Annotated in this window: 27 protein-coding genes and 6 tRNA genes; 14 read left to right on the top strand and 19 right to left on the bottom strand. The window is 19.1% G+C overall.

The window, feature by feature from the left end:
* Positions 1–4: 4 nt before the first annotated feature.
* Positions 5–1,837, bottom strand: a complete 1,833-nt coding sequence (typA, locus tag D9V81_RS01455) for a translational GTPase TypA (RefSeq protein ID WP_158349536.1) — start codon at positions 1,835–1,837, stop codon at positions 5–7.
* A gap of 123 nt (positions 1,838–1,960) precedes the next feature.
* Here typA and yihA point away from each other — a divergent pair, with 123 nt between their 5' ends.
* Positions 1,961–2,563, top strand: coding sequence for a ribosome biogenesis GTP-binding protein YihA/YsxC (gene yihA, locus D9V81_RS01450; RefSeq protein ID WP_158349535.1), 603 nt, complete (start codon positions 1,961–1,963; stop codon positions 2,561–2,563).
* Positions 2,564–2,577: 14 nt separating this feature from the next.
* Here the strand turns inward: yihA and D9V81_RS01445 are convergent, their stop codons facing one another.
* The 3 genes from D9V81_RS01445 to glnS form a co-directional block, all read right to left on the bottom strand.
* Entirely contained in the window at positions 2,578–3,459 is an 882-nt protein-coding gene (locus D9V81_RS01445) for a 5'-3' exonuclease H3TH domain-containing protein (RefSeq protein WP_158349534.1), read from the bottom strand.
* 32 nt (positions 3,460–3,491) lie between these two features.
* On the bottom strand, positions 3,492–4,805 hold the full coding sequence (eno, locus tag D9V81_RS01440; protein ID WP_158349533.1) for a phosphopyruvate hydratase: 1,314 nt from the start codon (positions 4,803–4,805) through the stop codon (positions 3,492–3,494).
* 114 nt (positions 4,806–4,919) lie between these two features.
* Positions 4,920–6,554 (bottom strand): glutamine--tRNA ligase, encoded by a 1,635-nt coding sequence (glnS, locus tag D9V81_RS01435; RefSeq protein WP_158349532.1) that lies wholly within the window; start codon positions 6,552–6,554, stop codon positions 4,920–4,922.
* 122 nt (positions 6,555–6,676) lie between these two features.
* On the opposite strand from glnS, the gene D9V81_RS01430 reads away from it, so the two are divergent.
* The 4 genes from D9V81_RS01430 (at position 6,677) to rpiA (ending at position 7,691) form a co-directional block, all read left to right on the top strand.
* Positions 6,677–6,750: transfer RNA gene (locus D9V81_RS01430), tRNA-Met, on the top strand.
* 4 nt (positions 6,751–6,754) lie between these two features.
* Positions 6,755–6,839: transfer RNA gene (locus D9V81_RS01425), tRNA-Leu, on the top strand.
* Between the two features lie 9 nt (positions 6,840–6,848).
* A tRNA-Gln gene (locus D9V81_RS01420) sits at positions 6,849–6,919 on the top strand.
* A gap of 106 nt (positions 6,920–7,025) precedes the next feature.
* On the top strand, positions 7,026–7,691 hold the full coding sequence (gene rpiA, locus D9V81_RS01415; protein ID WP_158349531.1) for a ribose-5-phosphate isomerase RpiA: 666 nt from the start codon (positions 7,026–7,028) through the stop codon (positions 7,689–7,691).
* A gap of 65 nt (positions 7,692–7,756) precedes the next feature.
* Here the strand turns inward: rpiA and D9V81_RS01410 are convergent.
* The 4 genes from D9V81_RS01410 to alaS all read right to left on the bottom strand — a co-directional run bounded on the left by D9V81_RS01410 (position 7,757) and on the right by alaS (position 10,956).
* Positions 7,757–7,830 (bottom strand) — tRNA-Arg (locus D9V81_RS01410).
* 14 nt (positions 7,831–7,844) lie between these two features.
* Positions 7,845–7,932, bottom strand: a tRNA-Ser gene (locus D9V81_RS01405).
* Positions 7,933–8,034: 102 nt separating this feature from the next.
* Positions 8,035–8,235: a carbon storage regulator CsrA gene (gene csrA, locus D9V81_RS01400; RefSeq protein WP_158349530.1), complete on the bottom strand. Its 201-nt coding sequence runs from the start codon at positions 8,233–8,235 to the stop codon at positions 8,035–8,037.
* Positions 8,236–8,343: 108 nt separating this feature from the next.
* Positions 8,344–10,956: an alanine--tRNA ligase gene (gene alaS, locus D9V81_RS01395; protein ID WP_158349529.1), complete on the bottom strand. Its 2,613-nt coding sequence runs from the start codon at positions 10,954–10,956 to the stop codon at positions 8,344–8,346.
* 129 nt (positions 10,957–11,085) lie between these two features.
* Between alaS and D9V81_RS01390 the strand changes: the two genes are divergently transcribed.
* Positions 11,086–11,820 carry an RluA family pseudouridine synthase gene (locus D9V81_RS01390; RefSeq protein WP_158349528.1) on the top strand — a complete coding sequence of 245 codons (735 nt, stop codon included), beginning with the start codon at positions 11,086–11,088 and terminating at the stop codon, positions 11,818–11,820.
* A gap of 47 nt (positions 11,821–11,867) precedes the next feature.
* Here the strand turns inward: D9V81_RS01390 and aroQ are convergent, their stop codons facing one another.
* The 7 genes from aroQ to D9V81_RS01355 form a co-directional block, all read right to left on the bottom strand.
* Positions 11,868–12,326, bottom strand: a complete 459-nt coding sequence (aroQ, locus tag D9V81_RS01385; RefSeq protein ID WP_410051738.1) for a type II 3-dehydroquinate dehydratase — start codon at positions 12,324–12,326, stop codon at positions 11,868–11,870.
* A gap of 189 nt (positions 12,327–12,515) precedes the next feature.
* On the bottom strand, positions 12,516–12,863 hold the full coding sequence (gene rplS / locus D9V81_RS01380) for a 50S ribosomal protein L19 (protein ID WP_158349526.1): 348 nt from the start codon (positions 12,861–12,863) through the stop codon (positions 12,516–12,518).
* A 31-nt stretch (positions 12,864–12,894) separates the two neighbouring features.
* A complete protein-coding gene (trmD, locus tag D9V81_RS01375) occupies positions 12,895–13,626 on the bottom strand; it encodes a tRNA (guanosine(37)-N1)-methyltransferase TrmD (RefSeq protein ID WP_158349525.1) in 732 nt (243 codons plus the stop codon).
* A 40-nt stretch (positions 13,627–13,666) separates the two neighbouring features.
* On the bottom strand, positions 13,667–14,164 hold the full coding sequence (rimM, locus tag D9V81_RS01370; protein ID WP_158349524.1) for a ribosome maturation factor RimM: 498 nt from the start codon (positions 14,162–14,164) through the stop codon (positions 13,667–13,669).
* Between the two features lie 34 nt (positions 14,165–14,198).
* Positions 14,199–14,450 (bottom strand): 30S ribosomal protein S16, encoded by a 252-nt coding sequence (gene rpsP / locus D9V81_RS01365; protein WP_187306082.1) that lies wholly within the window; start codon positions 14,448–14,450, stop codon positions 14,199–14,201.
* A 59-nt stretch (positions 14,451–14,509) separates the two neighbouring features.
* On the bottom strand, positions 14,510–15,853 hold the full coding sequence (ffh, locus tag D9V81_RS01360) for a signal recognition particle protein (protein WP_158349522.1): 1,344 nt from the start codon (positions 15,851–15,853) through the stop codon (positions 14,510–14,512).
* A 77-nt stretch (positions 15,854–15,930) separates the two neighbouring features.
* On the bottom strand, positions 15,931–17,070 hold the full coding sequence (locus D9V81_RS01355; RefSeq protein ID WP_187306081.1) for a prephenate dehydratase domain-containing protein: 1,140 nt from the start codon (positions 17,068–17,070) through the stop codon (positions 15,931–15,933).
* A 164-nt stretch (positions 17,071–17,234) separates the two neighbouring features.
* On the opposite strand from D9V81_RS01355, the gene rplM reads away from it, so the two are divergent.
* On the top strand, positions 17,235–17,663 hold the full coding sequence (gene rplM, locus D9V81_RS01350) for a 50S ribosomal protein L13 (RefSeq protein ID WP_158349520.1): 429 nt from the start codon (positions 17,235–17,237) through the stop codon (positions 17,661–17,663).
* 13 nt (positions 17,664–17,676) lie between these two features.
* Positions 17,677–18,069: a 30S ribosomal protein S9 gene (gene rpsI, locus D9V81_RS01345; protein ID WP_158349519.1), complete on the top strand. Its 393-nt coding sequence runs from the start codon at positions 17,677–17,679 to the stop codon at positions 18,067–18,069.
* Between the two features lie 105 nt (positions 18,070–18,174).
* Here rpsI and obgE read toward each other — a convergent pair whose 3' ends face one another.
* The 4 genes from obgE to D9V81_RS01325 all read right to left on the bottom strand — a co-directional run bounded on the left by obgE (position 18,175) and on the right by D9V81_RS01325 (position 20,372).
* Positions 18,175–19,185 (bottom strand): Obg family GTPase CgtA, encoded by a 1,011-nt coding sequence (gene obgE / locus D9V81_RS01340; RefSeq protein WP_158349518.1) that lies wholly within the window; start codon positions 19,183–19,185, stop codon positions 18,175–18,177.
* Between the two features lie 116 nt (positions 19,186–19,301).
* Positions 19,302–19,556 (bottom strand): 50S ribosomal protein L27, encoded by a 255-nt coding sequence (gene rpmA / locus D9V81_RS01335; RefSeq protein WP_158349517.1) that lies wholly within the window; start codon positions 19,554–19,556, stop codon positions 19,302–19,304.
* A 17-nt stretch (positions 19,557–19,573) separates the two neighbouring features.
* Positions 19,574–19,888 (bottom strand): 50S ribosomal protein L21, encoded by a 315-nt coding sequence (gene rplU / locus D9V81_RS01330; protein WP_158349516.1) that lies wholly within the window; start codon positions 19,886–19,888, stop codon positions 19,574–19,576.
* A gap of 229 nt (positions 19,889–20,117) precedes the next feature.
* Positions 20,118–20,372 carry a BolA/IbaG family iron-sulfur metabolism protein gene (locus D9V81_RS01325; RefSeq protein WP_158349515.1) on the bottom strand — a complete coding sequence of 85 codons (255 nt, stop codon included), beginning with the start codon at positions 20,370–20,372 and terminating at the stop codon, positions 20,118–20,120.
* Positions 20,373–20,544: 172 nt separating this feature from the next.
* Between D9V81_RS01325 and greA the strand changes: the two genes are divergently transcribed.
* The 6 genes from greA (at position 20,545) to nusA (ending at position 25,694) form a co-directional block, all read left to right on the top strand.
* Complete coding sequence (gene greA / locus D9V81_RS01320; protein ID WP_158349514.1) at positions 20,545–21,021, top strand: transcription elongation factor GreA; 477 nt, start codon at positions 20,545–20,547, stop codon at positions 21,019–21,021.
* Between the two features lie 124 nt (positions 21,022–21,145).
* Positions 21,146–21,772, top strand: coding sequence for an RlmE family RNA methyltransferase (locus tag D9V81_RS01315; protein WP_158349513.1), 627 nt, complete (start codon positions 21,146–21,148; stop codon positions 21,770–21,772).
* A 60-nt stretch (positions 21,773–21,832) separates the two neighbouring features.
* Positions 21,833–23,632: an ATP-dependent zinc metalloprotease FtsH gene (ftsH, locus tag D9V81_RS01310; protein ID WP_158349731.1), complete on the top strand. Its 1,800-nt coding sequence runs from the start codon at positions 21,833–21,835 to the stop codon at positions 23,630–23,632.
* Between the two features lie 246 nt (positions 23,633–23,878).
* Positions 23,879–24,118 carry a hypothetical protein gene (locus tag D9V81_RS01305; RefSeq protein ID WP_158349512.1) on the top strand — a complete coding sequence of 80 codons (240 nt, stop codon included), beginning with the start codon at positions 23,879–23,881 and terminating at the stop codon, positions 24,116–24,118.
* Between the two features lie 73 nt (positions 24,119–24,191).
* Positions 24,192–24,276, top strand: a tRNA-Leu gene (locus D9V81_RS01300).
* 122 nt (positions 24,277–24,398) lie between these two features.
* Complete coding sequence (nusA, locus tag D9V81_RS01295; protein ID WP_261978184.1) at positions 24,399–25,694, top strand: transcription termination factor NusA; 1,296 nt, start codon at positions 24,399–24,401, stop codon at positions 25,692–25,694.
* Positions 25,695–25,716: the final 22 nt, after the last annotated feature.

The raw sequence follows: 25,716 nt of genomic DNA, 5'->3' as shown, positions 1-25,716 counted from the left end.
AAAATTATTGTTTGTATTTTTTTTCTAATTTTCGATATGCTACTCTTCTATCATTTTCATTTAAAAATTTTTTTCTTATACGGATACTTTTTGGAGTGACTTCAACTAATTCATCATCATTAATAAATCCTAATGATTTTTCTAAAGTCATATTGATTGGAGGAGTCAAATTAATTGCTTCATCAGTTCCTGATGCTCTCATATTAGTTAATTTTTTTCCTGTTAAACAATTAACGGTTAAATCATTTAAACGGTTATGTATGCCAATAATTTGTCCTTTATACACTTTTTGAGCATGCCCAAAAAATAATTTCCCTCTTTCTTGTAAATTAAATAATGCAAATCCTGTTGTTAATCCTGTTGCATTTGATATTAAAACTCCATTATTTCTTTGATTAATTTTAATTGTTTTTACTTTTGAATATTTAACAAAGGAAGAATAAAATATTCCCGTTCCTGATGTTATATTCATAAATTGATTTCGAAATCCAATAAGAGATCGACTTGATGTAATATATTCTAATTGTAATCTTTCATTAGAATTTTGAATCATATTAATCATTTTAGCTTTTTTTTCTCCCATACATTCCATAATTATACCCTGATGACGATTTTCAATATCAATAATTACATTTTCAAATGGTTCAGTTTTAATATTATTTTTTTCTTTAAAAATTACTTTAGGACGAGATAATTCTAATTCGAATCCTTCTCTTCTCATATTTTCAATTAATATAGATAAATGCAATTCTCCTCGACCTGATACAGAAAAAGTATTAGAATCTTTAGTTTCTTGGATTTTTAATGCAACATCATGCATAGTTTCTTTTTTTAATCTATTATAAATTTGATTAGATGTTAAATATTGTCCTTCTTGACCACAAAATGGAGAAGTATTAACTGAAAATAACATATTTACTGTTGGAGGTTCAATATAAACTGGAGGTAATGGTTGAATATGTTTAGTATCACAAATTGTATCAGAAATTTTTAAATTATTTAATCCTGTAATTGCAATAATTTCACCTGCAGATGCATTTTGTATTTCAATTTTTTTTAAACCAAGATATTTTAAAATTTTTCCTATTTTACCATTTTTAATTTTTCCTTTTTTATTAATAATAGATACTTTTTGATTTATTTTAATAGATCCTGATTGAATTTTTCCAATTCCTATAATTCCTAAATAATTATCATAATCTAATTGTGAAATTTGTATTTGCAAATTTCCCATTAAATTAACTTTAGGTATGGGTGTATATTTAATAATTGCTTTAAATAATTCAGACATGTCATTTTTAATTTTATTTAAATGTAATCCTGATTTTCCAAATATTGCTGATGTATAAATAATTGGAAAATCTAATTGTTTATCTGTAGCATTTAAATTAATAAATAAATCAAAAATTTTTTCTATTACCCAATCAGGACGAGAATATTTTCGATCAATTTTATTAATAACAATAATTGGATTAATATTATATTCAAATGCTTTTTTTGTTACAAATCTCGTTTGAGGCATCGGACCATCTACTGCATCTACTACTAATAATACAGAATCAACCATAGATAATATACGTTCAACTTCTCCTCCAAAATCTGCATGTCCAGGAGTATCAATAATATTGATTCTATAATTATTCCATTCAATAGCTGTATTTTTAGAAAAAATTGTTATTCCTCTTTCTTTTTCTAAAGTATTTGAATCCATTATTCTATTACATTGTTCTTTATATTGTTTTAAAGATCCTGATTGTTCTAATAATTTATCTAATAAAGTAGTTTTACCATGATCGATATGTGCAATAATGGCTATATTTCTAAGATTTTTAATCATTTTTATCCTATTTTAAATGAAAAATATTATATAAATAAATAATATAATAATATATTATATTGTAATATTATTTTAATTTTTTTATATTATATTAATAATATAATAATTATTATGAGATAATTTATGAATTTAAATTACAATAATATGACATTTTTAACTAGTTCAACTAATTTTAAATGTATGCATATTGAACAATATGGTATAGAAATTGCATTATTTGGTTATTCTAATTGTGGAAAATCTACATTAATAAATTGTTTAGGTAATAATAAAAAATTATCTAGATTTAGTAGATTACCTGGTCGTACTAATATGATTAATTTTTTTAAAATTCATGAAAAATTAAGATTAGTTGATTTACCTGGTTATGGATATTCTAAAATATATAATAATAAAACAAAAAATCATACTTTAATTTTTAATTATTTAAAATTTCGTATTTGTTTAAAACGTATATTATTATTAATAGATATTAGAAGATTATTAAGATTAGAAGATATAAAAATATTAAATTATGCTAAAAAAAAATGTATTAATATTACTATTTTATTAACAAAATGTGATAAATTAAAATTTTCAAATCGAATAAAACAATTAAATTTTTTAAAAAAAAATATATTATATAATTTTAAAAATATTAATATTATTTTAATTTCTTCTATTAAAAATATTGGAATAAAAAATGTTTTAGATATTATTAATTGTGATTATCATCAATATGTATAAAATATTTTATTTTTTTAAATATTATTAAAAATAATATTTTTAATATCATATATAATATTAATATATTTATAATTATCATATGTACAAGGATAAAATAATGAATGTAAATTTAATGTTTTATATTTTACATTTAATTTTACATCAATTTTAATTTTTGCTAATTTATATGATAAAAATGCCATTTTTTTTCCATAATATAATTTTTTAATAACATTTTTACGACCTTTCATTTTAATAGACAGTATTTTATAAATATTGTTATATATATTTTTAATACATCCAATGTTATTTAGTAATATTGATGCAGTTTTTTTACCAATTCCTAAAACACCTGGAATATTGTCAGATTGATCTCCAATTAAAGATAAAAAATCAATCATTAAATTAGGATTAACGCCATATTTTTTATAAATATCTTGAGAATTTAAAATAGTATTACTTATATTATTTAATATGTAAATATTTTTATTAACTAATTGTGTTAAATCTTTATCACATGTTCCAATTAATACATAATCTCCATTTTTTTCTGCTAATTTTGAAATTGTTCCTATAATATCATCTGCTTCAAATTTAGGTATAATTATAACTGGTATGCCAATATTTAATAATATATTTTTTATTTTTAATGATATTTTTTTTAATATATCAGGCATTTTAGGTCTATTATTTTTATAATTTTTAAAAATTTTATTTCTAAAATTTTTTTTTTTACTATCAAATATAATGATAAATTTTTTTGGTTTATATTGAATTAAAATTTTTTTAAATATATAAAGTATATTATATATTACTTGAAAACATAATATATTTTTATTTGTATTTTTTAATCTTGCATAATATACTCTATATAAATAAGAATTTCCATCTATTAAAATAATTACTTTTTTTTTCATAAAAATTTATTATGAATATTTAATATAAATATTTAAAAAGTATTTTTATATTTTTTTAATTCTTGTATACCATTAAATGGTGCAATTATATTACCTAATTTTTCTTCTATTCTAATTAATTGATTATATTTTGATAAACGTTCTGAACGACTCATTGATCCAGTTTTTATTTGTCCTGCTTGTGTTCCAACAGCTAAATCAGCAATAGAATTATCTTCAGTTTCTCCAGAACGATGTGATATGATTGTAGAATATCCTGCATTTTTAGCCATTTTAATTGTATTTAATGTTTCTGTTAACGTTCCAATTTGATTTAATTTAATTAAAATAGAATTTGCTATTTTTTTTTTAATTCCTTTTATTAATTTATTAGTATTTGTAACGAATAAATCATCACCTACAATTTGAATTTTATTTCCTAATAAATTAGTTTGATATAAAAAACCATCCCAATCTAATTCACTCTGTCCATCTTCAATAGATGTAATTGGATATTTTAATGTTAAATTTTTTAAAAAATAACTAAATTCTTGAGAAGTAAATGTTTTATTTTCTCCTTTTAGATAATATTTTTTAGTATTTATATTATATAATTCAGATGCAGCACAATCTAAAGCTATTGTAATATCCTTTCCTAAAATATAATTTGATTTTTTAATTGCTTTTTTTATTAATATAATTGCAGATTCATTATTTTTTAAATTTGGTGCATATCCACCTTCATCTCCAACAGAAGTATTTAATTTTTTATTTTTTATTATTTTTCCTAAATTATGGAAAATTTCACAACCTATCCTAATTGCTTCTTTTATAGATTTTGCTCCTATAGGTTGTATCATAAATTCCTGTATATCAATATTATTATTTGAATGACTACCCCCATTTAAAATATTTATCATAGGAAGAGGCATGGAAAATTGTTTTGGTGTATTATTTAATTTTGAAATATATTCATAAAATGGAATATTTTGAGATTTTGAAGATGCTTTTGCTGTAGCCATAGATACTGATAAAATAGAATTTGCACCTAAATTCTTTTTATTTTTTGTACCATCTAACATTAACATAATATTATCAATATTATTTTGATCATATGCATCTTGATTTTTTAAAGAATTAAAAATTAATGTATTAACAAATTTTACAGCTTTAGTAACACCCTTTCCTAAAAATCTTTTTTTATCATTATCTCGTAATTCTAACGCTTCTTCTGAACCTGTAGAAGCTCCTGATGGACAAGAAAATATACCAGTAGAATTATCTTCTAATGTTACTTCAGTTTCAATAGTTGGATTTCCTCTAGAATCAATAATTTCTCTAGAAAAAATTTTTTTTATTTTAGACATATTTTTAATTTCCTATAAAATATTTATTATAATAAATATTATAATATTTTAAAATATAATATATTATTATTTTATTATAAATAATAAAATATAATTTTATATTATAAAAAATTTTTATTTATTCCAATTTTCTTTTAATGTTACTATTTGATTGAATATAATTTTATTATTAGATAATTTTTTATCAATAATAAAATATCCTATTCTTTCAAATTGATATGTATTTATTTTAAGATTATTTTTTATTTGTTTTTCAATAAATCCATATTTTTTAATTTTAGATTTATTATTAATATGAGATAATAAATTTTTTTCAATATTTGGATTTTTAATTTTAAATATTGGATTATATATTCTAAATTCAGATTTTATTGCATTCTTTTTAGAGATCCAGTGAATTATAGAATATTTTTTTTTATTTTTTTTTGATTCACATGTACAAAAAATTTTAATAATATTATTATTTTTATCTTTTTTTATTGCATGTGCTGTAATTAAATAAGAATATTTTAATTTTATTGTTTTTCCTAAAGTTAATCTATAATATTTTTTTAATGGATTTTCTTGAAAATCTGTTTTTTCTATATATAAAACATTAGTAAAAATAATATTTCGAAATCCCATTTTTTCGTTTTTTGGATGATTTAAAATATTTATATTTTCTATATATTCATTCGAAATATTACATATAATGATTTTTATTGGTTCTAATACAGCCATATTTCTATAAGCATAATTATTTAATTCTTTTCGAATACATGATTCTAATGATTTTATTTCGATTAAATTTTCCTGTTTAGTAATTCCTATATTTTTACAAAAATTTCGTATTGATGATGCTGTATATCCTCTTCTTCTTAAACCAGAAATAGTATGTAATCTTGGATCATCCCAATGATTAATAATTTTATTATCAATTAATAATTTTAATTTTCTTTTTGAAAGTATACAATATTCTAAATTTAATCTTGAATATTCATATTGTTTAGAAGCATTTTTTATATTAATGTTTTTTAATATCCAATTATATAATTTTTTGTTATTCTCAAATTCTAAAGTACATAAAGAATGAGTAATTTTTTCTAAAGTATCAGATATACAATGTGAAAAATCATATGTAGGGTAAATACACCATTTATTTTTTGTTTTATGATGTGTTATAAATTTTATTCTATATAATACAGGATCTCTCATAACAATAAATGAAGATTTCATATTTATTTTAGCTCTTAAACATACTGTTCCTTCTGGAAAATTTCCTAATCTCATATTTTCAAATAATATAAGATTTTCTTCAATACTTTGATTTCTATAAGGACTATTTATTCCTGGTTTATTTAATGTTCCTCGATATTTACGAATTTCATGTTTTTTTAATTTATCTACATATGCTAATTTTTTTTTAATTAATATTAATGCATATTGATAAATTTTATTAAAATACATAGAAGTATATTTGATACTTTTATTCCATTTAAAACCCAACCATATTATGTCTTTTTTTATAGCATTAATATATTTAATATGATTTTTATTTGGATTAGTATCATCAAATCTTAAATTACATATTCCATGATATTTTTTAGCAATAGAAAAATTAATATATAATGATTTTGCATGTCCAATATGTAAATATCCATTAGGATCTGGAGGAAAACGAGTACGTAATTTTTGATTGTTATTTTTTTTTAAAAATTTTTCAACTTTTTTATGTATAAAACTAGTATTTTCTTTATTATTTTCTTTCATTTTAACCTTATTTATTTTAAAAATATTTTTTTATATTTTATTAAAATTTTTTTATTAATATTTTATTTTTTAATTTAACAATTTGTTGACAAAATCATATTAAATAGTATAATTCCAAATAAGGCTATATAGCTCAATTGGTTAGAGCACAGCATTCATAACGCTGAGGTTATGGGTTCAATTCCCATTGTAGCCATTTTACGGGAGTGGCGAAATAGGTAGACGCACCAGATTTAGGATCTGACGCCTTTTAGAGGTTTGCGAGTTCAAATCTCGCCTCCCGTATTTTCATTTTGGGGTATAGCCAAGTGGCAAGGCACCGGTTTTTGATACCGGCATCCCTGGTTCGAATCCAGGTACCCCAGTTTTTTATAAAATATTAAAAAAAATAATAAATTTTTTATTTTTTATTATATTATTTAAATTTATATAATTTAAATTTAAAATATTTTTTGAATCATTATATTATATATGAATTATAATCAGTTAAAAAAAAAAGTTGCTTTAGCTGTATTAGATTATATTCCTGATAATGTTATTATTGGATTTGGTACTGGTTCAACTATTTCATATTTTATTAAAGCTTTTTATAAATCTAAAAAAAAAATTCTTGGTGCAGTATCTAGTTCATATCATACTACAATAATATTAAAAAATTATGGAATCAAAGTTTTTGAAATTAATACTATTTCTGATCCAATTATTTATATAGATAGTGCAGATGAAATTAACTATAATATGCAAATGATTAAAGGTGGTGGTGGAGCATTAACTAAAGAAAAAATTATAGCTTCAATATCTAAAAAATTTATTTGTATTATTGATGAATCTAAATTAGTTAATCAACTTGGATTATTTCCATTACCTATTGAAATTATACCTATTGCATATACTTATATATTTCAAAAAATAATACAATTAGGTGGTTTTCCTAAATATCGAAAAGGTTTTATTACAGATCAAGGTAATATTATTATTGATATTTATAATTTAAATTTAAAAAATCCAGTTAAAATGGAAAATATTCTTAATTCTTTTCCTGGAATTGTTACAGTAGGATTGTTTGCAATTAAAAAACCTGATTTAATTTTAATTAGTACCAATAATGGTATTAAAAAAATAAATAATATTACATAATAAATTATTTTTATTAATTATTTTAATTTAAAAAAAATAAAAATATGTCTATTTAAAAATATTATTGCATCCGAAAGGATTCGAACCTCTGACCTCTCAGTTCGTAGCTGAGTGCTCTATCCAACTGAGCTACGGATGCGAAATTTTTGAATTCGGTGAAAGAGGGATTCGAACCCTCGATACAGAAAAACTGTATATTCCCTTAGCAGGGGAACGCCTTCAACCACTCGGCCATCTCACCAGATTATTTTTAATATAAATATAATTTATATTACGTTTTTTTTAATATTTAGTCAAATGTATTTTTTAATATATTTTTTATAAAATAATTAAATTAAATATTTTAATATAACTTTAATAATTTATAATTATGATTAATATTTTTTGATTGTATTTTTTGATAAATTTCCTCACGATGTATTGAAATTTTTTTTGGTGCATTAATGCCTATTCTAACTTGATTTCCTTTTACTCCTAATACTGTTATAGTAATTTCATCACCAATAATAAGTGTTTCTCCAACTCTACGAGTTAAAATAAGCATTTTTCTAATTCCTGAAAATGTAATTTTTAATACTGTAGATTATTAACATTAATTCCATAACTTATTTTTTAATATAAATATCTTAATTTTTTTATAAAATATTAAAATTTATAATTTTAAATTAATCCATTTTTTAATATTTTGTATTATTTTTGAAATATTTTTAATATTTTTTCCAATACATTGTGCTAATTCTGATTTTCCTCCTCCTGTACCTTGTGTATTATTTTTGATAATTTCAATAATTTTATTAGCTTGGATATTTTTAATTAAATTTTTTGTAATACTTACAATAAAAATATATTTTTTATTTTTTTTATAAAATAAAATTATAATTCCATAATGTATGTATATTTTTAATTGATCTATAAGTATTTTTAATAATTGTATATTTTTTTCTTTTATTTCATATGATAGAAAATTAATATTTTTTATTTTTATTATTTTTTTTCTTATTGTTTGTATTTGATATGTAATAATTTCTCGATTTAAATAATAATTTTCTTTTTTTATGTCATTATTTTCATTAATTAATGTTTTTATTTTAGAAATTATTGAAGTATTATCAGATTTTAAAATTATTTTTATTTCATTTATTTTCTTTTCGTGATTTTGTATTTTTTTTAATGCAATAATATTAGTTATTGCTTCAATACGACGTATTCCAGAAGAAATACTTTTATTTAAAATAATTTTAAATATTCCTATATTTCCTGTACTGTGAGTATGTGTACCTTTACAAATTTCCTTTGAGATATTTCCAATAGATACAGTTCGTACTATTTTTTGATATATTTTATTTTTTAAAAAAATATAATTATTAGATTTTGCTTGTTCAAAATTAATTTTTTTATTATAAATAATAATATTTTTTTGAATATATTGATTAATTTTTTTTTCTATTTTAAATATTTCATCTATATTAATTTTATTAGGATAAGTAAAATCAAATCTCAAATATTGATCATTAATAAATGATCCTTTTTGTTCAATAGAATATTTTAATATTTTTTTAAGTGTTGTTTGTAATAAATGTGTTGCAGTATGATTATTTTGAATTAATAATCTTTTTTTTTTATTAATTTCTGCAACAATTATATCATTAATATGCATTTTACCTGAACATAATGTTCCAATATGTCCTATTGCATTAATAAAATTTTGAGTATCTTTAACTTGAAAGATAACATTTTCTTTATAAATAATTCCACTATCACCTATTTGTCCACCTGATTCACCAAAAAATGGTGTAATATCAAGAATAATAATTCCTGTTTCATGTTTTAAAATTTTTTTTTTTTCTTTACCATTAATAAAAATTTTTTTTATAGTTGCAGTAATTTTATTTTTTTTGTATCCACAAAATATAGTTTTAATATCAGTATGAATTGTATTTTGAATAAATTTTTTAATTTTATTTTTTGTGTTTTTTTTATGTTGTAATATAATATTATTAAGTTTTTCTTGATTAATATAAATTTTTTGTTCTCGACATATATCTTTAGTTAAATCAATTGGAAAACCTAGTGTATCATAAAGATAAAATACTATTTTACTATTGATTTCTGGTTTTTTTAATTTTTTTATTTCTTGATTTAAAAATTTAATACCTTTATTTAAAGTTTCATGAAATTGTAATTCTTCTTCTTTTAATATATTAATAATATATTTTTTTTTATTTTCTAAATCTTTTTCATTATTATTAAATAATGAAATAATAATTTTAGTTAATTTATAAAAAAAAATATTTTTAATACCTATTTTATTTCCATGACATAATGCTCTTCTAATAATTCTTCTTAAAATATATCCCCGATGTTCATTTGATGGTATTATATTTTCATTAATAATAAAAATAGCAGCTCTAATATGATCAGCAATTACATTTAAAGATTGATGATTTGAAATATTTAAATTATTTATTTTGGAAATATAAGTAATAATTTTTTTAAATGTATCTATTTGATAATTTGAATTAACATTTTGTAAAACAGATGCAATTCTTTCTAACCCCATTCCTGTATCTACACATGTAATTTTTAATGGAATAATTTCATTTTTATTAATTCTATTAAATTGAATGAATACAATATTCCATATTTCTATGCATTGACTTTTATCTTCTAAATTATATTCTTGATTATTATTATTTTTTTTTTTAAAAAAAATTTCTGTACATGGTCCACATGGACCTGTATCTCCCATTTGCCAAAAATTATCAGATTCATATTTTTTATTTTTTTTATTATATATTTTAATAATATTTTTTTTTGATAATTTGATAATTTTATTCCATATATTATATGTTTCTTTATCTTTATAATATACAGTAACAAATAATTTTTTTTTTGGTATATTAAACCATGATTTATCTGTTAATAAATTCCAAGCATATAAAATTGCTTCTTTTTTAAAATATGTTCCAAAACTAAAATTTCCTAACATTTCGAAAAAAGTATTATGATATTCACTATATCCAACTTCATCAAGATCATTGTGTTTTCCACCTGTTCGTAAACATTTTTGTATTGTTACTACTTGTGAAAAAGGGTATTTTTTTTTTCCTAAAAAAACATCTTGAAATTGATTCATTCCTGCATTAGTAAATAATAAATTAGATTTTTTTTTAGGAATTAATGAACTACTAGGAATTATTTTATGATTATTTTCTTTAAAAAACATTAAAAACATTTTTCGAATTGTATTTGTTGTATATTTCATTTATTTCTCATTTAATAATAAATTTTTTATTTTTTATAAGTATATTTTTTACTATATTTTAAAAATATTTTTTATTTAATATTTTTGAATAAAATTTATATTATTAAAATATATTTTGGGAAAAATATTATGATTTTAAATCAAAAAATATTTTCTATAAAAGATAATTTTTTTTTAAATATTTTATATGAAGATCAATATATATTTATAATTAATAAACCTGCTGGTTTAGTTGTACATCCTGGATGTGGTAATGAAAATGGTACTTTATTAGATATTTTATTGCATGAAAGATATTATTTAAAAAATGTACCACGATCAGGAATTATACATCGTTTAGATAAAAATACTACTGGTTTAATGATTATTGCTAAGGATAATGTTACTTATTATAAATTAATTGATTTAATGAAAAATAGAAAAATTATTCGTGAATATGATGCATTTGTATTGGGGAAATTAATATCTGGAGGGACAGTTTCAATTCCAATTATGAGAAATATAAAAAAAAGAATTTCTATGATAACACATAAATTTGGAAAAAAAGCAATTACTCATTATAAAATAATACAAAAATTTCAATTTTATACTCATATACATTTAAAATTAGAAACTGGTCGTACGCATCAAATTCGAGTACATATGTTATATTTAAAACATCCTATTTTAGGTGATCCATTATATAAATTAGGAAATAATATTCCTAAAAATATTTTAAAAAAAAATATTAAAAAAATTACTTCATTTAATCGACAAGCATTACATGCAAGTCATATTAAATTTTTTCATCCAATAACAAATATTTTAGTAGATTGTTATTCAACATTACCTGATGATATGGTAAATATTATAAAATATCTTTAATAATATTTTTTAAATTTAACATATATATTATTAATAAAATTAATATTTTATAATTTTTTTTTTTTATTATTTAATCTTTTTATAATAGTATATAAAGCACAATAATATCCTTCTATTCCTAATCCAGAAATAATTCCATTAGAAATATCTGATAACCAAGAATGTGATCTAAATTTTTCTCTAGCAAAAATATTTGAAATATGCACTTCAATAAATGGTGTTTTTATAGCAAGTAACGCATCTCTTAAAGCAATACTAGTATGTGTAAAAGCACCTGGATTAATTATAATATAATCATATTTTTTTGATTGATGTATTTCATTAATTAAAATATATTCTGCATTAGATTGAATATGTTTAATTTTTGTTTTTAATTTAATAGCTTTTTTATTTAATTTATTAAGTACTTTTTCTAAAGTAATATTACCATATATATTAGATTCTCGATTTCCTAATAAATTTAAATTAGGACCATTTAATAATAAAATTTTATAATTTATCATTATATTTTTTATAATATAAATTTATATTATTTTTTATCATAAATAATATGAAATATTTTGTAAAGATTTTTTAATATTAAATATTTTTAATATTATTATTTTTAATTTTTTAATTAATATATTAAAATTTTTATATAATATTTTTGCAGTCAATAAATTATGACTGCATGTTTATGAAAATAAAATTATTTATTATATTTTTGATTTTATTTTAGCAGATTTACCAACTTTTTTTCTTAAATAATATAATTTAGATTTTCTAACTAATCCTTTTTTTTTAATAATAATATTTTCAATAACATGAGAATGTGTTTGAAAAACACGCTCTATTCCTTCTCCATGAGATATTTTTCGTATAGTAAATGAAGATTGTAATTGTCTATTTTTGATTGCAATAACAATTCCTTCAAAAGATTGTAAGCGTTTTTTAGATGATTCGATTACCCATACTTTTACTTCTAATGTGTCTCCACTTCGAAAATTTGGTATATTTTTTTTCATTTGTTTTTTTTCAATTTCTTTAATAATGTTTGATTTCATTAAATATATTTCCTTAATGAATAAATATAAATTAATTATTTTTTTTAATTTTTTTTAAAATATTTTCTTGTTCTTTAGATAAATTTATTTTTTTAAATAAATCTGGTCTTTTTAAAAAAGTATTTTTTAATGCTTGTTTTAGTTTCCATTTTTGAATATATTTATGATTTCCAGATAATAATATTTTAGGTACATGATTTCCATTTAAATCTTTTGGTCTTGTATAATGCGGATAATCTAATAATCCAGAATAAAATGATTCTTTTTGTATAGAATATTTTTTTAATATTCCTGGTAATAATCTAGAAATACTATCAATAATAATCATAGCAGGTAATTCTCCTCCTGATACAATATAATCACCAATTGACCATTCTTCATCTACATAATTATTTATAATTCGTTCATCTATTCCTTCATATCTTCCGCATATTAATATTATGCTTTTTTTTTTAGATATTTTATTAATAATATTTTGATTTATTTTTTTTCCCTGAGGTGATAAATATATTACAATAGTATTTTTTGGAGAAAAAATTTTTATTGTTTTTATTGCATATTGTAATGGTTTTGGAGTCATAACCATACCTGGTCCTCCTCCATAAGGATGATCATCTATTTTTCCATATATATTATTTGAAAAATGTCTTAAATTCCATATATTGATAGAAATAATTTTTTTTTTAATAGCTTTTTTAATTATTCCATAATTTATTACAGAATGAAATATTTTAGGAAATATACTAATAATTCCAATCCACATTTTTAACCTTTATATATTTATAATATTTTATTTTTGAAATTTATATATTTAAATATATAAATTTCATTTTTAAATCAACTTTATTAATAAAAATATTTATAATAAATGGAATTAAATATTCTTTATTTGTTTTTTGTATTTTAATGACTAAAATATCATTTGCTTTTGTTCTGATAATTTTATTTACTTTTCCTAAATATTGTTTTTTAGTATTAAATACTTTACAATTAATTAAATTATACCAATAATATTCAAATTTTTTTAATTTTGGTAGTTGTTTTTTTTTAATAAAAATAACATGATTGGTTAATAATTGTGCATTATTTCTATTGTTGATATTTATAAATTTTACAATAATAATCTTTTTATTTATTTTTTTATTTTCAATGAAAAATTTTTTCCATTTTTTATTGTAATGTATTAACCATGGTGTATATTCAAAAATATTTTTTTTTTTTTCAGTATAAGAAAAAATTTTATTCCAACCTAAAATTCCATATGCAGCACCAATTTTACCTATAATTAATAAATTTTTCATATTTTAATAAATATATTATGAATAATAAATAAATTTATATATTTTGTTTTATTATTCTTTTTATTAAATGTTTTGTTTTTTTTGTTAATAAAGCACCATTATTAATCCAATAATTCATTCTTTCAATATTTAAATACATTTTTTGATTTGAATGATTAATTTTTGGATTAAAAAAACCAATTTGTTCTATAAATTTTCCATCTCTAGGAGATCTACTATCTGCTACAATAATTTTATAAAATGGATTTTTTTTTGATCCCTTTAATGATAATCTAATCTTTACCATAATTCCTCTTTAATATTATAAAATACATTTTTTATTATTATAAATTATATAAATAAATATTAAAATATATTTGGAAAAATATTTTTAATATTTTGAAATATATTTTTTATTCCTTTATTTTTTATTTTATTCATCATTTTTTTTAATTCATAAAATTGTTTTAATAATATATTAATATTTTGTATAGTTGTTCCTGATCCTTTTGAAATTCGTTTTTTTCTTGATCTTTTAATAATCTTTGGATTCATTCTTTCTAATGGTGTCATAGAATCAATGATAGCAATCATTATATTTAATTTTTTATCATTTGTTTTATTTTGATATTTTTGTAAATTTAAATAATTTAATGGTATTTTAGAAATAAAATTATTTATTCCTCCAAATTTTTTTATTTTTTGTATTTGTAATTTAAAATCATTTAAATTAAATTTATTATTTTTTTTAATTAATTCTATTTTTTGTTTTTTATCAATTTTTTGATTAATTTTTTCTATTATTGATAATATATCACCCATACCTAAAATCTTTGAAACAATTCTTTTTGGTTCAAATATAGAAATAGATTCTATTTTTTCTCCAGTTCCAATAAATTTAATAGGTTTTTTAGTAATATAACTTGCAGATAATGCAGCACCACCTCTAGTATCACTATCCACTTTAGTTAATATTAATCCAGAAATATTTATAAATTGTGTAAATTGTTTAGCAATATTAATTGCATCTTGACCCATCATTGAATCAATAACAAATAATGTTTCATTTGGTTGAATAATTTTTTGTATTTTATTAATTTGATTCATCATCACATTATTAGTATGTAATCTTCCTGCAGTATCTAATATTAATATATCATATAGTTTTTTTTTTGCATATTTTATAGCATTTTTACTAATCGTAATAGGATCATTTATATTATTATCTTTAAAAAAATTTATTTGTGCTTTTTTTGCTATATATTCTAATTGTTCTATTGCTGCTGGACGATATATATCTGTAGAAGAAACTAAAATATTTTTTTTATATTTTTTAGATATAAAATGTCCTAATTTTCCTATTGTAGTGGTTTTACCTGATCCCTGTATGCCAATAATTAAAAAAATATTTAATTTTTTTTTAGATATTTTTAAATCATGATCTTTATGACTCATGATAAATATTAATTCTTCTTTAAGAATTTTTATAAATTCTTGCCCTGGAGTAAGATGTAAATTAATATCTTTTCCAATAATTGATTTTTTAATTTTATTAATAATTTCTTTAATTACTGGCAATGCAACATCTGCTTCTAATAATGTTATTTTAATTTTTTTTAAACAATTTTTTAATTTTTTTTCTGTAATTCTTCCATATCCAGAAATATCTTTAATTATTGATATAAATTTATTTGAAATATTATTAAACATAACTATTTACTCAAAGTATTATTTTAATATATTAAAAAAAGTAAATTTTTTTAATTTTATAATATTAAAATTAATTTTTATTTAGATATATTTAATCTAGAATAAGAACCTAAATTTTTTATTATAATATCTTTCTCTTCAAGAATTTTTAATATTTTTTTAATTTTTTTTTCTTTTTTTATTTCAATTTCTAAATAAATAATTTCTTTTATTTGGTTTTTATGATATGAATTTAATTTTAATTTAATTATTTCAATTTTATTAGTATAAAGTATTTGAATAATATAAAATAATAATATTTGTTTTGTTTTTAAAATTAATGTTATATTTTTTTTTTGACTATTTATTTTATTTATATCATAATTATTTAAAATTAAGAAACGTGTTTTATTATTTATTTGATTTGATATATTTTCTAAAATAACATTTAATTTATAAAATTTTGAATTATTTTTATCGCCTATTGCAGCAATATTATTTTTATTTGATGTAGAAATAATTTTCATCGCTTCAGAAGTACTATTTGTATATTTTATTTTTAAATAATGAAATTTTTTAATAAAATTACTACATTGTTTAAATGCTTGATTATGACTATAAATTTTTTTTATATCTTTAAATATTATATTTGGTTTTGTTAATACACAATGTTGAATAGGTAAATAAAAATCACCAATAATTTTTATATTTTTTTTTATAAGTAGTTTATATACTTCAGGAATAAAACCAGAATAATTATTTTCGATAGGAATAATTGCATAATTAAATTTATTTTTTTTTATAGAATTAAAAATATCTTCAAAATTATTATATTTTTTTATAAAATAATTTTTTTTATATTTTTTCATATATTTTATTGCTGCAATATATGAATATGATCCTTTTGGTCCAATACATGCTATTTCTAATTGATTATTATCATTATTATTTTTTTTTTCTATTTTTATTTTTTTTTGTATTTCAATAGAATCATGAATAATAATATTAAATATTTCTTGAATATATTTTTTAGATAATTTTAATTTTTTTCCAAAGTTAATTAATTTTTTTAATAATTCTTGTTCTCTATTTTTGTCTTTTATTGGAAATTTATTTATTATTTTTTTTTTTGCAATTTTTATTGCTATTTTTCGTCGTTTAAATAATAATTCTAATATTAATTCATCAATTTTATTAATCTTATTACGTAATTTCTGTAATATTGTTTTTAATTCCATAATTTTTATACTCATTTATTAAATATAATAATATATAAAATATTTTTTTAAAATTATATTATATTATTTTCAATTTTTAAAATTATTATTACAATATATTTCATTTTTATTTAAAATTTTTTATATTATATATTTTTATTAAAATTATTTATTAAGGATTTTATATGAAAACTTTTGTTACAAATATTAAGAATATAAAAAAAAAATGGTATTATATAGATGCTACTAATAAAATTTTAGGAAGATTATCTACAAAAATATCTCATTACTTAAAAGGAAAACATAAAATTGAATATACTCCTTATATAGATGTTGGAGATTTTATTATTGTAATAAATGCTAATAAAATTATTGTTACTGGAAATAAAATTAAAAATAAAATTTATTATAAACATAGCGGATATATTGGTGGTATGAAAAAAATTTCTTTTCAGGATATGATTTTAAAATTTCCAGAAAAAATTATTAAAATTGCTGTAAAAGGTATGTTACCAAAAGGACCATTAGGTCGTATTATGTTAAAAAAATTAAAAATTTATCCTTCTGAATGTCATAATCATAAAGCACAAAATCCACAACTTTTAAATATTTAATTTGGAATATTATATGAATAATTATCAAAATTATGCTACTGGACGTCGTAAAAGTTCTTCTGCGCGAGTTTTTTTAAAAATAGGTACTGGTAATATTATTATTAATAAAAGAGATTTATTAAAATATTTTCCTGTTGAAACAGCTCGTATGATAATCTTACAACCTTTAAAAATAACAAATATGTTAAATAAATTTAATTTTTATATTACTGTTAAAGGTGGAGGAATTTCAGGACAAGCAGGAGCTATTAGACAAGGTATTACAAGAGTATTAATTAATTATGATTCAAATTTTCGAAATATTTTACGAAAATTTGGTTTTGTTACTCGAGATTCTAGACAAGTTGAAAGGAAAAAAGTTGGATTAAGAAAAGCAAGAAAAAAACCACAATTTTCTAAAAGATAATAAAAATATATTATTTTTTTTATAATATTTTAAATCCGGAATAAATAACTATCCGGATTTTATATTTTTTTTAAATTTATAAATTCCAAATTTTATTTTTATTATTTATTTTTTATATTCATTTAAATAATTTAATAAAAAATTACATAATTTTTTTGTTCCAATATTATTTATTGCTGAAATAAAAAAAATTTTTTTTGTAGTATTAATTTTGTTATTTATAGAATAAATTTTTTTTATTAACTTTTTATGATCATAATAATCTATTTTATTAAATACTAAACATGTTGGTTTATTATATAAATTTTTATTATATTTTTTTAATTCTATTTCAATAATTTTAATGTTACTAATAATAATATTAGTTTTTTCAAAAATATCAATTAAATGTAATAAGATTTGACATCGTTTAATATGTTGTAAAAAATTAATTCCTAATCCTAATCCTTTGGATGCTCCCTTAATTAAACCAGGAATATCAGCTATAATAAAATTATTTTTATTATTTATTTTTACAATACCTAAATTAGGTATTAAAGTTGTAAATGGATAATTTGAAATTTTAGGTTTAGCTTCAGAAATAGATTTTAATAATGTTGATTTTCCTGAATTTGGTAATCCTATTATTCCAACATCAGCAATTAATATTAATTCTAATGTAATATCAAATACTTCTCCTTTTTTTCCTAAAGTATTTTTATATGGTGTTCTATTAATTGATGATTTAAATTTTGTATTTCCAATGCCTTTTTTTCCACCTTTTGCAATTAATATTTTTGAATTATAATTTATTAAATCAGCAATAATTTCATTAGTATTATTATTAATAATTCGGGTTCCTATTGGAACTTCTATAATTATATCAGATCCTTTTTTTCCAGTTCGATTTTTAGATTTTCCTGGATAACCATTTTCTGCAATAATATTTTTTTTAAATTTATAATCAATTAATGTATTTAAATTACGATTTGTTTTTATCCATATATTTCCACCATCTCCCCCATTTCCACCATCAGGACCTCCTTTAGGTTCAAATTTTTCTCTTCTAAAATGTGTACATCCATTTCCTCCATTACCAGCAATAACTTTTATTTTTACTTGATCAATAAATTTCATTTACTAATATCTCTTGATTAATTATTGATTTTTTTATTTATGTTGTTTTTAATTATTCCCCTTTATTATTTTTAATAAAGGAGTAATAAAATATAAATAATTTTATATTGTAAACATTAAATAATGATATTTACATATTTTTTATTTTTTAATCCTTTTTTTTTAAATTGAACTCTCCCATTTTTAAGAGCAAAAATTGTATGATCTTTTCCTAATTTTGTATTATCTCCAGGATGAAATTTAGTTCCTCTTTGTTTAATAATAATTGATCCTGAAGATACATATTGTCCTCCAAATTTTTTTATTCCTAATCTTTTAGAACGTGAATCACGTCCATTTCTAGTTGAACCTCCAGCTTTTTTTTGTGCCATAATATTTCCTATAAAAATTATTTTGATATAATATCAATAATTTTGATTTCAGTAAAATATTGACGATGTCCTTGTTGTTTTTTATAGTGTTTTCTTCTTTTAAATTTTATAATTTTAATTTTTTTTTCTCTACCATGTCTAATAATATTACCTAAAATATTACTATTAATTATATTGGGATTTCCAATTTTAACTTTTTTATTATTAACAATCATTAAAATATTATTTATTGTAAAATTTAATCCTACTTTAAAATTGATTTTTTCTAATCGTATAATTTGTCCTTTTTTTGCGGTATATTGTTTTCCTCCATGTGAAAAAATTGCATACATAAATATACTCCTTATTTTATTAAAATAAATGATATAACTATTTTTTATTAGTATTTAAATACTTTATATTTTTTTATTATAATGTATTTAATATTATTTTTTAATTTTTATATTAATATAATTAATTAAAAAATTAATTATATTAATTATAAAAATTAAAAATATTTTTAAAAATTTTTTTGACAAAGTATTATTTTTTATATAAAATTATTTACTGTAAATTTAAATTTTATTTATAATTTTTTATTTTTTTTTTTTCCCATTCTTTGATAGTAAAAGTTTCTATAGTAATTGCATGAATTTTTTTTTTTATAATATATTTTGTTAATGGTTTATAAATAATTTTTTGTTTTTCTATATTTTTCATATTTTGAAATATATTTCCAATTGCAATAATATGAATATGATCTTTATTACCTTTTAAATATATTTTTTCTAATGGAACATTATTTTGAATATGTAATTTTAATTTTTCAATTTTCATTTTTAATTTTATTATTTTATGATAATTATATTATTATTATAATATAATATTTTATTTTAATTTGTAATATAAAATTTGAATAAAATAATTTATTTTTAATATAATATAATAATTAATATTATGAATGATATTATTATAATCTTTTAAAATTTTAATAATAAGGATTTATTTTATGAAAAAAATTCCAATGACAGCGAAAGGTGTTGAAAAACTTAATATTGAATTAAGACATTTAAAAAATGTTGTTAGACCAAAAATTATTTATGCGATTTCTGAATCAAGAAAACATGGTGATTTAAAAGAAAATGCTGAATATCACGCAGCAAGAGAAGAACAAGCATTTTGTGAAAAACGAATTAAAGAAATTGAATCTAAATTGTATCATGCTCAAATTATTGATATTAAAAATATATTGTTTACTGGAAAAGTTGTTTTTGGATCAACTGTTGATATATTAAATGTAAGTACAGGAAAAAAATTTGTTTTTTGTATTGTTGGAGATGATGAATCTAATTTTAAAAATGGATTAATTTCTATAAATTCACCTATTGCAAGAAGTTTAATTGGAAAAAAAATATTAGATACTGTTTCAGTAAATACTCCTTCTGGTATTATTAAATATAAAATTTTAAATATAAGATATATTTAAGAAATATTGATAAATATTTTTTTATATTGAAATAAAAATATATTAATAATTTAATATTATATTATTTATTTTTAATAAAATAAATTTAAAAATTTAATAAAAAATATATTTTTTAAATTATTATATGAAAAAAAAAAAATCTTCTAGTTCAAAACGTTGGTTATTACAACATTTTAAAGATCCATTTGTTAAACAATCTTATAATAATAATTTTCGTTCTCGAGCATGGTTTAAATTACATGATATAAACTTAAAATATCATTTATTTAAAATGGGTATGAATGTTATTGATTTAGGTTCTTCTCCAGGAAGTTGGTCAAAATATGCTATTAAAAAAATTGGTAAACATGGATGTGTCATATCATGTGATATTAATGATATGAAACCTATTCCTGGTGTTTTTTTTTTTAAAGGTAATATTTTAAAAACAAAAATATTAAATCAATTATTAAAATTTATTCAAAATAAAAAAATTCATTTAATTATGTCTGATATGTCACCAAATATAACTGGTATATCTTCTATAGATATTCCCAAATCATTATTTTTATCTAAATTAGCTTTAAATATTGCTTTAACTACATTATCAAATAATGGAGTTTTTTTATTAAAAATATTTCAAGGATTAGGTGTAAAAGATTTTTTAAATAAATTACGAACTTTTTTTTCTATTATAAAAATTTGCAAACCTAATGCTTCACGTAGTTGTTCTCGTGAAGTTTTCATTTTAGCAAGAGGTTTTAAAAAATAATATGTATCTAATTTTTTAAAAAATAATTGTAATTGTAATGAGGTTAGTGCTTTGCGTGATATATTTAAAAATTTATTTTTTTGGTTAGTAATATTAATTTTACTAATTTGTGTATTGATTGGATTAAATATTAATAATAATAAAAAACATGATGTTGATTATACTACATTTTTATCTATTATGAATAAAAATGAAATAAAAAAAGTATCTATTAATGGAAATCATATTAATTTTATTAAAAAAAATAATAGTAAATATAATACTTATATGCCTATACATGATCCTAAATTATTAAATAAACTTTTATTAAAACATATTATTGTATCTGGTATTGCTCCAAAAAAACAAAGTATTATATTTTCCATATTTATATCTTGGTTTCCAACATTATTATTAATTGGTGTTTGGTTTTATTTTATGAAACAGGTTAAAAATAACGTTAGTAAAGGTATAAATTCTTTTGGAAAAAGTAAAACTAAAATTTTTTCTGATAAAAAAATTAAAATTACTTTTTTAGATGTTGCAGGATGCGATGAAGCAAAAGAAGAAGTAAGTGAGTTAGTAGAATATTTAAAAGAACCAATAAAATTTCAAAATTTAGGTGGTAAAATTCCAAAAGGAGTTTTAATGATTGGACCACCAGGAACTGGAAAAACATTACTTGCAAAAGCAATTGCAGGTGAAGCAAGAGTGTCTTTTTTAACATTATCTGGATCAGATTTTGTAGAAATGTTTGTTGGTGTTGGTGCATCTCGTGTTCGTGATGTTTTTAATCACGCTAGAAAAATTGCTCCTTGTATAATTTTTATTGATGAAATTGACGCTGTAGGACGTCAAAGAGGTAGTGCTTTTGGTGGGGGTAATGATGAAAGAGAGCAAACTTTAAATCAAATGTTAGTTGAAATGGATGGATTTGAAGGTAATGAAGGTATTATTTTAATCGCAGCAACTAATCGACCAGATGTTTTAGATTCTGCTTTATTAAGACCTGGTCGTTTTGATCGTCAGGTAATAGTATCATTACCAGATATTAGAGGTAGAAAAAAAATTTTAGAAGTTCATATGAAAAATATACCTCTTAATACTGATGTAGATATTATGGTTCTTGCTCGAAGTACTCCTGGTTTTTCTGGAGCAGATTTATCGAATTTAGTAAATGAATCTGCATTATTTGCTGCACGATCTAATCAAAAATTTGTTTCAATGTCAAATTTTGAAAAAGCAAAAGATAAAATTATGATTGGTTCTGAAAGACGTTCAATGATTATGACTGAAATTCAAAAAGAATTTACAGCATATCATGAATCAGGACATGTTATTATTGGTAGATTAGTTCCAGAACATGATCCTGCACATAAAGTAACTATTGTACCTAGAGGAAGAGCTTTAGGAGTAACATTTTTTTTACCTGAATCTGATATGATTAGTTTAAGTAGACAAAAATTAGAAAGTCAAATATCAACTTTATATGGAGGTCGTTTAGCAGAAGAAATGATTTATGGTACTAAACAAGTTTCTACTGGATCAGTTAATGATATAAAAATTGCTACAAATTTAGCTCGAAATATGGTAACAAAATGGGGATTTTCTGAAAAATTAGGACCTTTATTATATACAGATAATGAAGATAATAATATGATTTTTAATCCTGTTTTTTCTAATAATAAATATGTATCTGATGCAACATCTAGAATTATTGATCAAGAAATTAAATTATTAATTGAAAAAAATTATAATCGTGCAAAAAAAATATTAAATGATAATTTAGATATTTTACATGCAATGAAAGATGCATTAATGAAATATGAAACAATTGATTCTAAGCAAATTGATGATTTAATGAATAGAAAAAAAATATAAAATATGTAAAATTAAATAATAATTTTAATAATATTATTTAAATTTTTTATATTTTTTTTATATTATTAAATTATAATATAGTTATTTATAATATATAAAGATAATATATTTTATAATATTTAATTATAAATTTATAAATACCTACTATTATGTTAAATTTGAGTGATAGTAGGTAAATATTGAAATATTATTAACATTATACTTTATTATATTATAAAATAATTTTTAGGATAAAGATAAAATTTTATGTGTAAATTAATTTTTATAATATTTACTATTATTTGTTTTATTTTAATAACTTTAATTATGTTAAATCCTGCACATTATAATGATTTATTTAAATTTAATAAAAATTATTATCAATTTAGTATATGGAATTTTATTTATCATGATTCTATATTAAATACTTTAACTAAAATTTTTATTATATTATTTTTTATATTTAGTATTATAATGTGTATTTTTGATTTTTATAAATTAATATAATTATAATAATTTTTTATAAAAATATAAATATAATAAATAAAAATTATTTTAATTATATTATTATCCATAATAAACCGAGATGGTGAAATAGGTAGACACGCTATCTTGAGGGGATAGTGCTATAATATAGCATGTGGGTTCAAATCCCACTCTCGGTATAAATATAATTTTTAAATATAATGATATTTTTTATATTTTTTAAAAATATATTTAATTTTATTTAAAAATTAATTTAATCAAAATAATATTTTATTATAATATTAAATATTTAGAGGTGAATATGATAAATAAAGAAATTTTATCAGTGGTAGAATTAGTTTCTAAATTAAAATCTTTACCTCGTGAAAAAATTTTTGAAGTTTTAGAAGATGCATTAATGATAGCAACAAAAAAAAAATATACTCAAGAAATTGATATTCGAGTAAGTATTAATCGTAAAAATGGTCATTTTGATACTTTTCGTAGATGGATGATTGTAAATACAGTTAAAAATCCAACAAAAGAAATTACTTTAGAAGCAGCTCGTTTTCATAATTCAAATGTGCAATTAAGTGAATTTATTGAAGATAAAATTGATTCAATAAATTTTGATAGAATTTCTACTCAAGCAGCTAAAAAAATTATAATAAAAAAAGTACGAGAAATAGAACAATCAATGATTTCAAACAAATTTCATAATTGTAAAGGTAAAATAATTCAAGGTATTGTAAAAAAAATTTATCGTGATTATGTTATTTTAAATTTAAATAATGATATAGAAGCAATTATTTTACGTAAAGATATGTTACCTAATGAATATTTTACAATTGGAGATCGCGTACGAGGTATTTTATATGAAATAAAATCTAAATTTAATCGTATTCAATTATTTATTAGTCGTACTAGAGCAGAAATGTTAATTGAATTATTTCATAATGAAGTTCCAGAGATGCGGGAAAATTTAGTATCAATTCAGGCTATTGTTAGAGATCCTGGTTTTCGTTCTAAAGTTGTTGTTAAAACTCATAATAAAAAAATCGATCCAGTTGGTTCATTTGTAGGTATTAAAGGAGCTAGAGTACAATCTGTTTCTAAAGAATTAAATGGGGAAAGAATAGACATTATTTTATGGAGTGATAATCCTGCACAATTTGTAATAAATGCTATGGCTCCTGTTCGCGTAGTATCTATTATAGTACATTCAAATATTCATGCTATGGATGTTATTGTAAAATTAAAATATTTAGCACAAGCAATTGGTAAAAATGGTCAAAATGTAAAATTAGTATCAAAATTAAGTGGTTGGGAATTAAATATAATGACAGAAAATAATTTAAAATATAATAATAAAATGAAAATTTATAGAATTCGTTCTTTATTTAATAAATATTTAACTATTAAAAGTTCTATAATTAATATTTTAATCAAATCTGGTTTTTCATCTTTACTAGAATTAGCCTGTATTCCTTATTTAATGTTAATAGAAATTAAAGGTATTGATTCAAAAATAGCACATCTTATACAAGAACAATCAGATAATTATATAACAAAATTATTATTAAAACAAAATCATAATTTTTTTTATAATATAATTTAATTAAAATAACATTATAAGAATA

Origin of the sequence: Buchnera aphidicola (Therioaphis trifolii) (genome assembly GCF_005080705.1) — a bacterium.
Lineage (GTDB): Bacteria > Pseudomonadota > Gammaproteobacteria > Enterobacterales > Enterobacteriaceae > Buchnera_L > Buchnera_L aphidicola_X.
Note: the sequence above shows the minus strand (reverse complement) of the source record. Positions and strands in the feature narration are given on the sequence as shown.

Coding starts and splice junctions, on each gene's coding strand:
- typA (WP_158349536.1), bottom strand. CDS start 1,837: ATGATTAAAAATCTTAGAAATATAGCCATTATTGCACATATCGATCAT.
- yihA (WP_158349535.1), top strand. CDS start 1,961: ATGAATTTAAATTACAATAATATGACATTTTTAACTAGTTCAACTAAT.
- D9V81_RS01445 (WP_158349534.1), bottom strand. CDS start 3,459: ATGAAAAAAAAAGTAATTATTTTAATAGATGGAAATTCTTATTTATAT.
- eno (WP_158349533.1), bottom strand. CDS start 4,805: ATGTCTAAAATAAAAAAAATTTTTTCTAGAGAAATTATTGATTCTAGA.
- glnS (WP_158349532.1), bottom strand. CDS start 6,554: ATGAAAGAAAATAATAAAGAAAATACTAGTTTTATACATAAAAAAGTT.
- rpiA (WP_158349531.1), top strand. CDS start 7,026: ATGAATTATAATCAGTTAAAAAAAAAAGTTGCTTTAGCTGTATTAGAT.
- csrA (WP_158349530.1), bottom strand. CDS start 8,235: ATGCTTATTTTAACTCGTAGAGTTGGAGAAACACTTATTATTGGTGAT.
- alaS (WP_158349529.1), bottom strand. CDS start 10,956: ATGAAATATACAACAAATACAATTCGAAAAATGTTTTTAATGTTTTTT.
- D9V81_RS01390 (WP_158349528.1), top strand. CDS start 11,086: ATGATTTTAAATCAAAAAATATTTTCTATAAAAGATAATTTTTTTTTA.
- rplS (WP_158349526.1), bottom strand. CDS start 12,863: ATGAAATCAAACATTATTAAAGAAATTGAAAAAAAACAAATGAAAAAA.
- trmD (WP_158349525.1), bottom strand. CDS start 13,626: ATGTGGATTGGAATTATTAGTATATTTCCTAAAATATTTCATTCTGTA.
- rimM (WP_158349524.1), bottom strand. CDS start 14,164: ATGAAAAATTTATTAATTATAGGTAAAATTGGTGCTGCATATGGAATT.
- rpsP (WP_187306082.1), bottom strand. CDS start 14,450: ATGGTAAAGATTAGATTATCATTAAAGGGATCAAAAAAAAATCCATTT.
- ffh (WP_158349522.1), bottom strand. CDS start 15,853: ATGTTTAATAATATTTCAAATAAATTTATATCAATAATTAAAGATATT.
- D9V81_RS01355 (WP_187306081.1), bottom strand. CDS start 17,070: ATGGAATTAAAAACAATATTACAGAAATTACGTAATAAGATTAATAAA.
- rplM (WP_158349520.1), top strand. CDS start 17,235: ATGAAAACTTTTGTTACAAATATTAAGAATATAAAAAAAAAATGGTAT.
- rpsI (WP_158349519.1), top strand. CDS start 17,677: ATGAATAATTATCAAAATTATGCTACTGGACGTCGTAAAAGTTCTTCT.
- obgE (WP_158349518.1), bottom strand. CDS start 19,185: ATGAAATTTATTGATCAAGTAAAAATAAAAGTTATTGCTGGTAATGGA.
- rpmA (WP_158349517.1), bottom strand. CDS start 19,556: ATGGCACAAAAAAAAGCTGGAGGTTCAACTAGAAATGGACGTGATTCA.
- rplU (WP_158349516.1), bottom strand. CDS start 19,888: ATGTATGCAATTTTTTCACATGGAGGAAAACAATATACCGCAAAAAAA.
- D9V81_RS01325 (WP_158349515.1), bottom strand. CDS start 20,372: ATGAAAATTGAAAAATTAAAATTACATATTCAAAATAATGTTCCATTA.
- greA (WP_158349514.1), top strand. CDS start 20,545: ATGAAAAAAATTCCAATGACAGCGAAAGGTGTTGAAAAACTTAATATT.
- D9V81_RS01315 (WP_158349513.1), top strand. CDS start 21,146: ATGAAAAAAAAAAAATCTTCTAGTTCAAAACGTTGGTTATTACAACAT.
- D9V81_RS01305 (WP_158349512.1), top strand. CDS start 23,879: ATGTGTAAATTAATTTTTATAATATTTACTATTATTTGTTTTATTTTA.
- nusA (WP_261978184.1), top strand. CDS start 24,399: ATGATAAATAAAGAAATTTTATCAGTGGTAGAATTAGTTTCTAAATTA.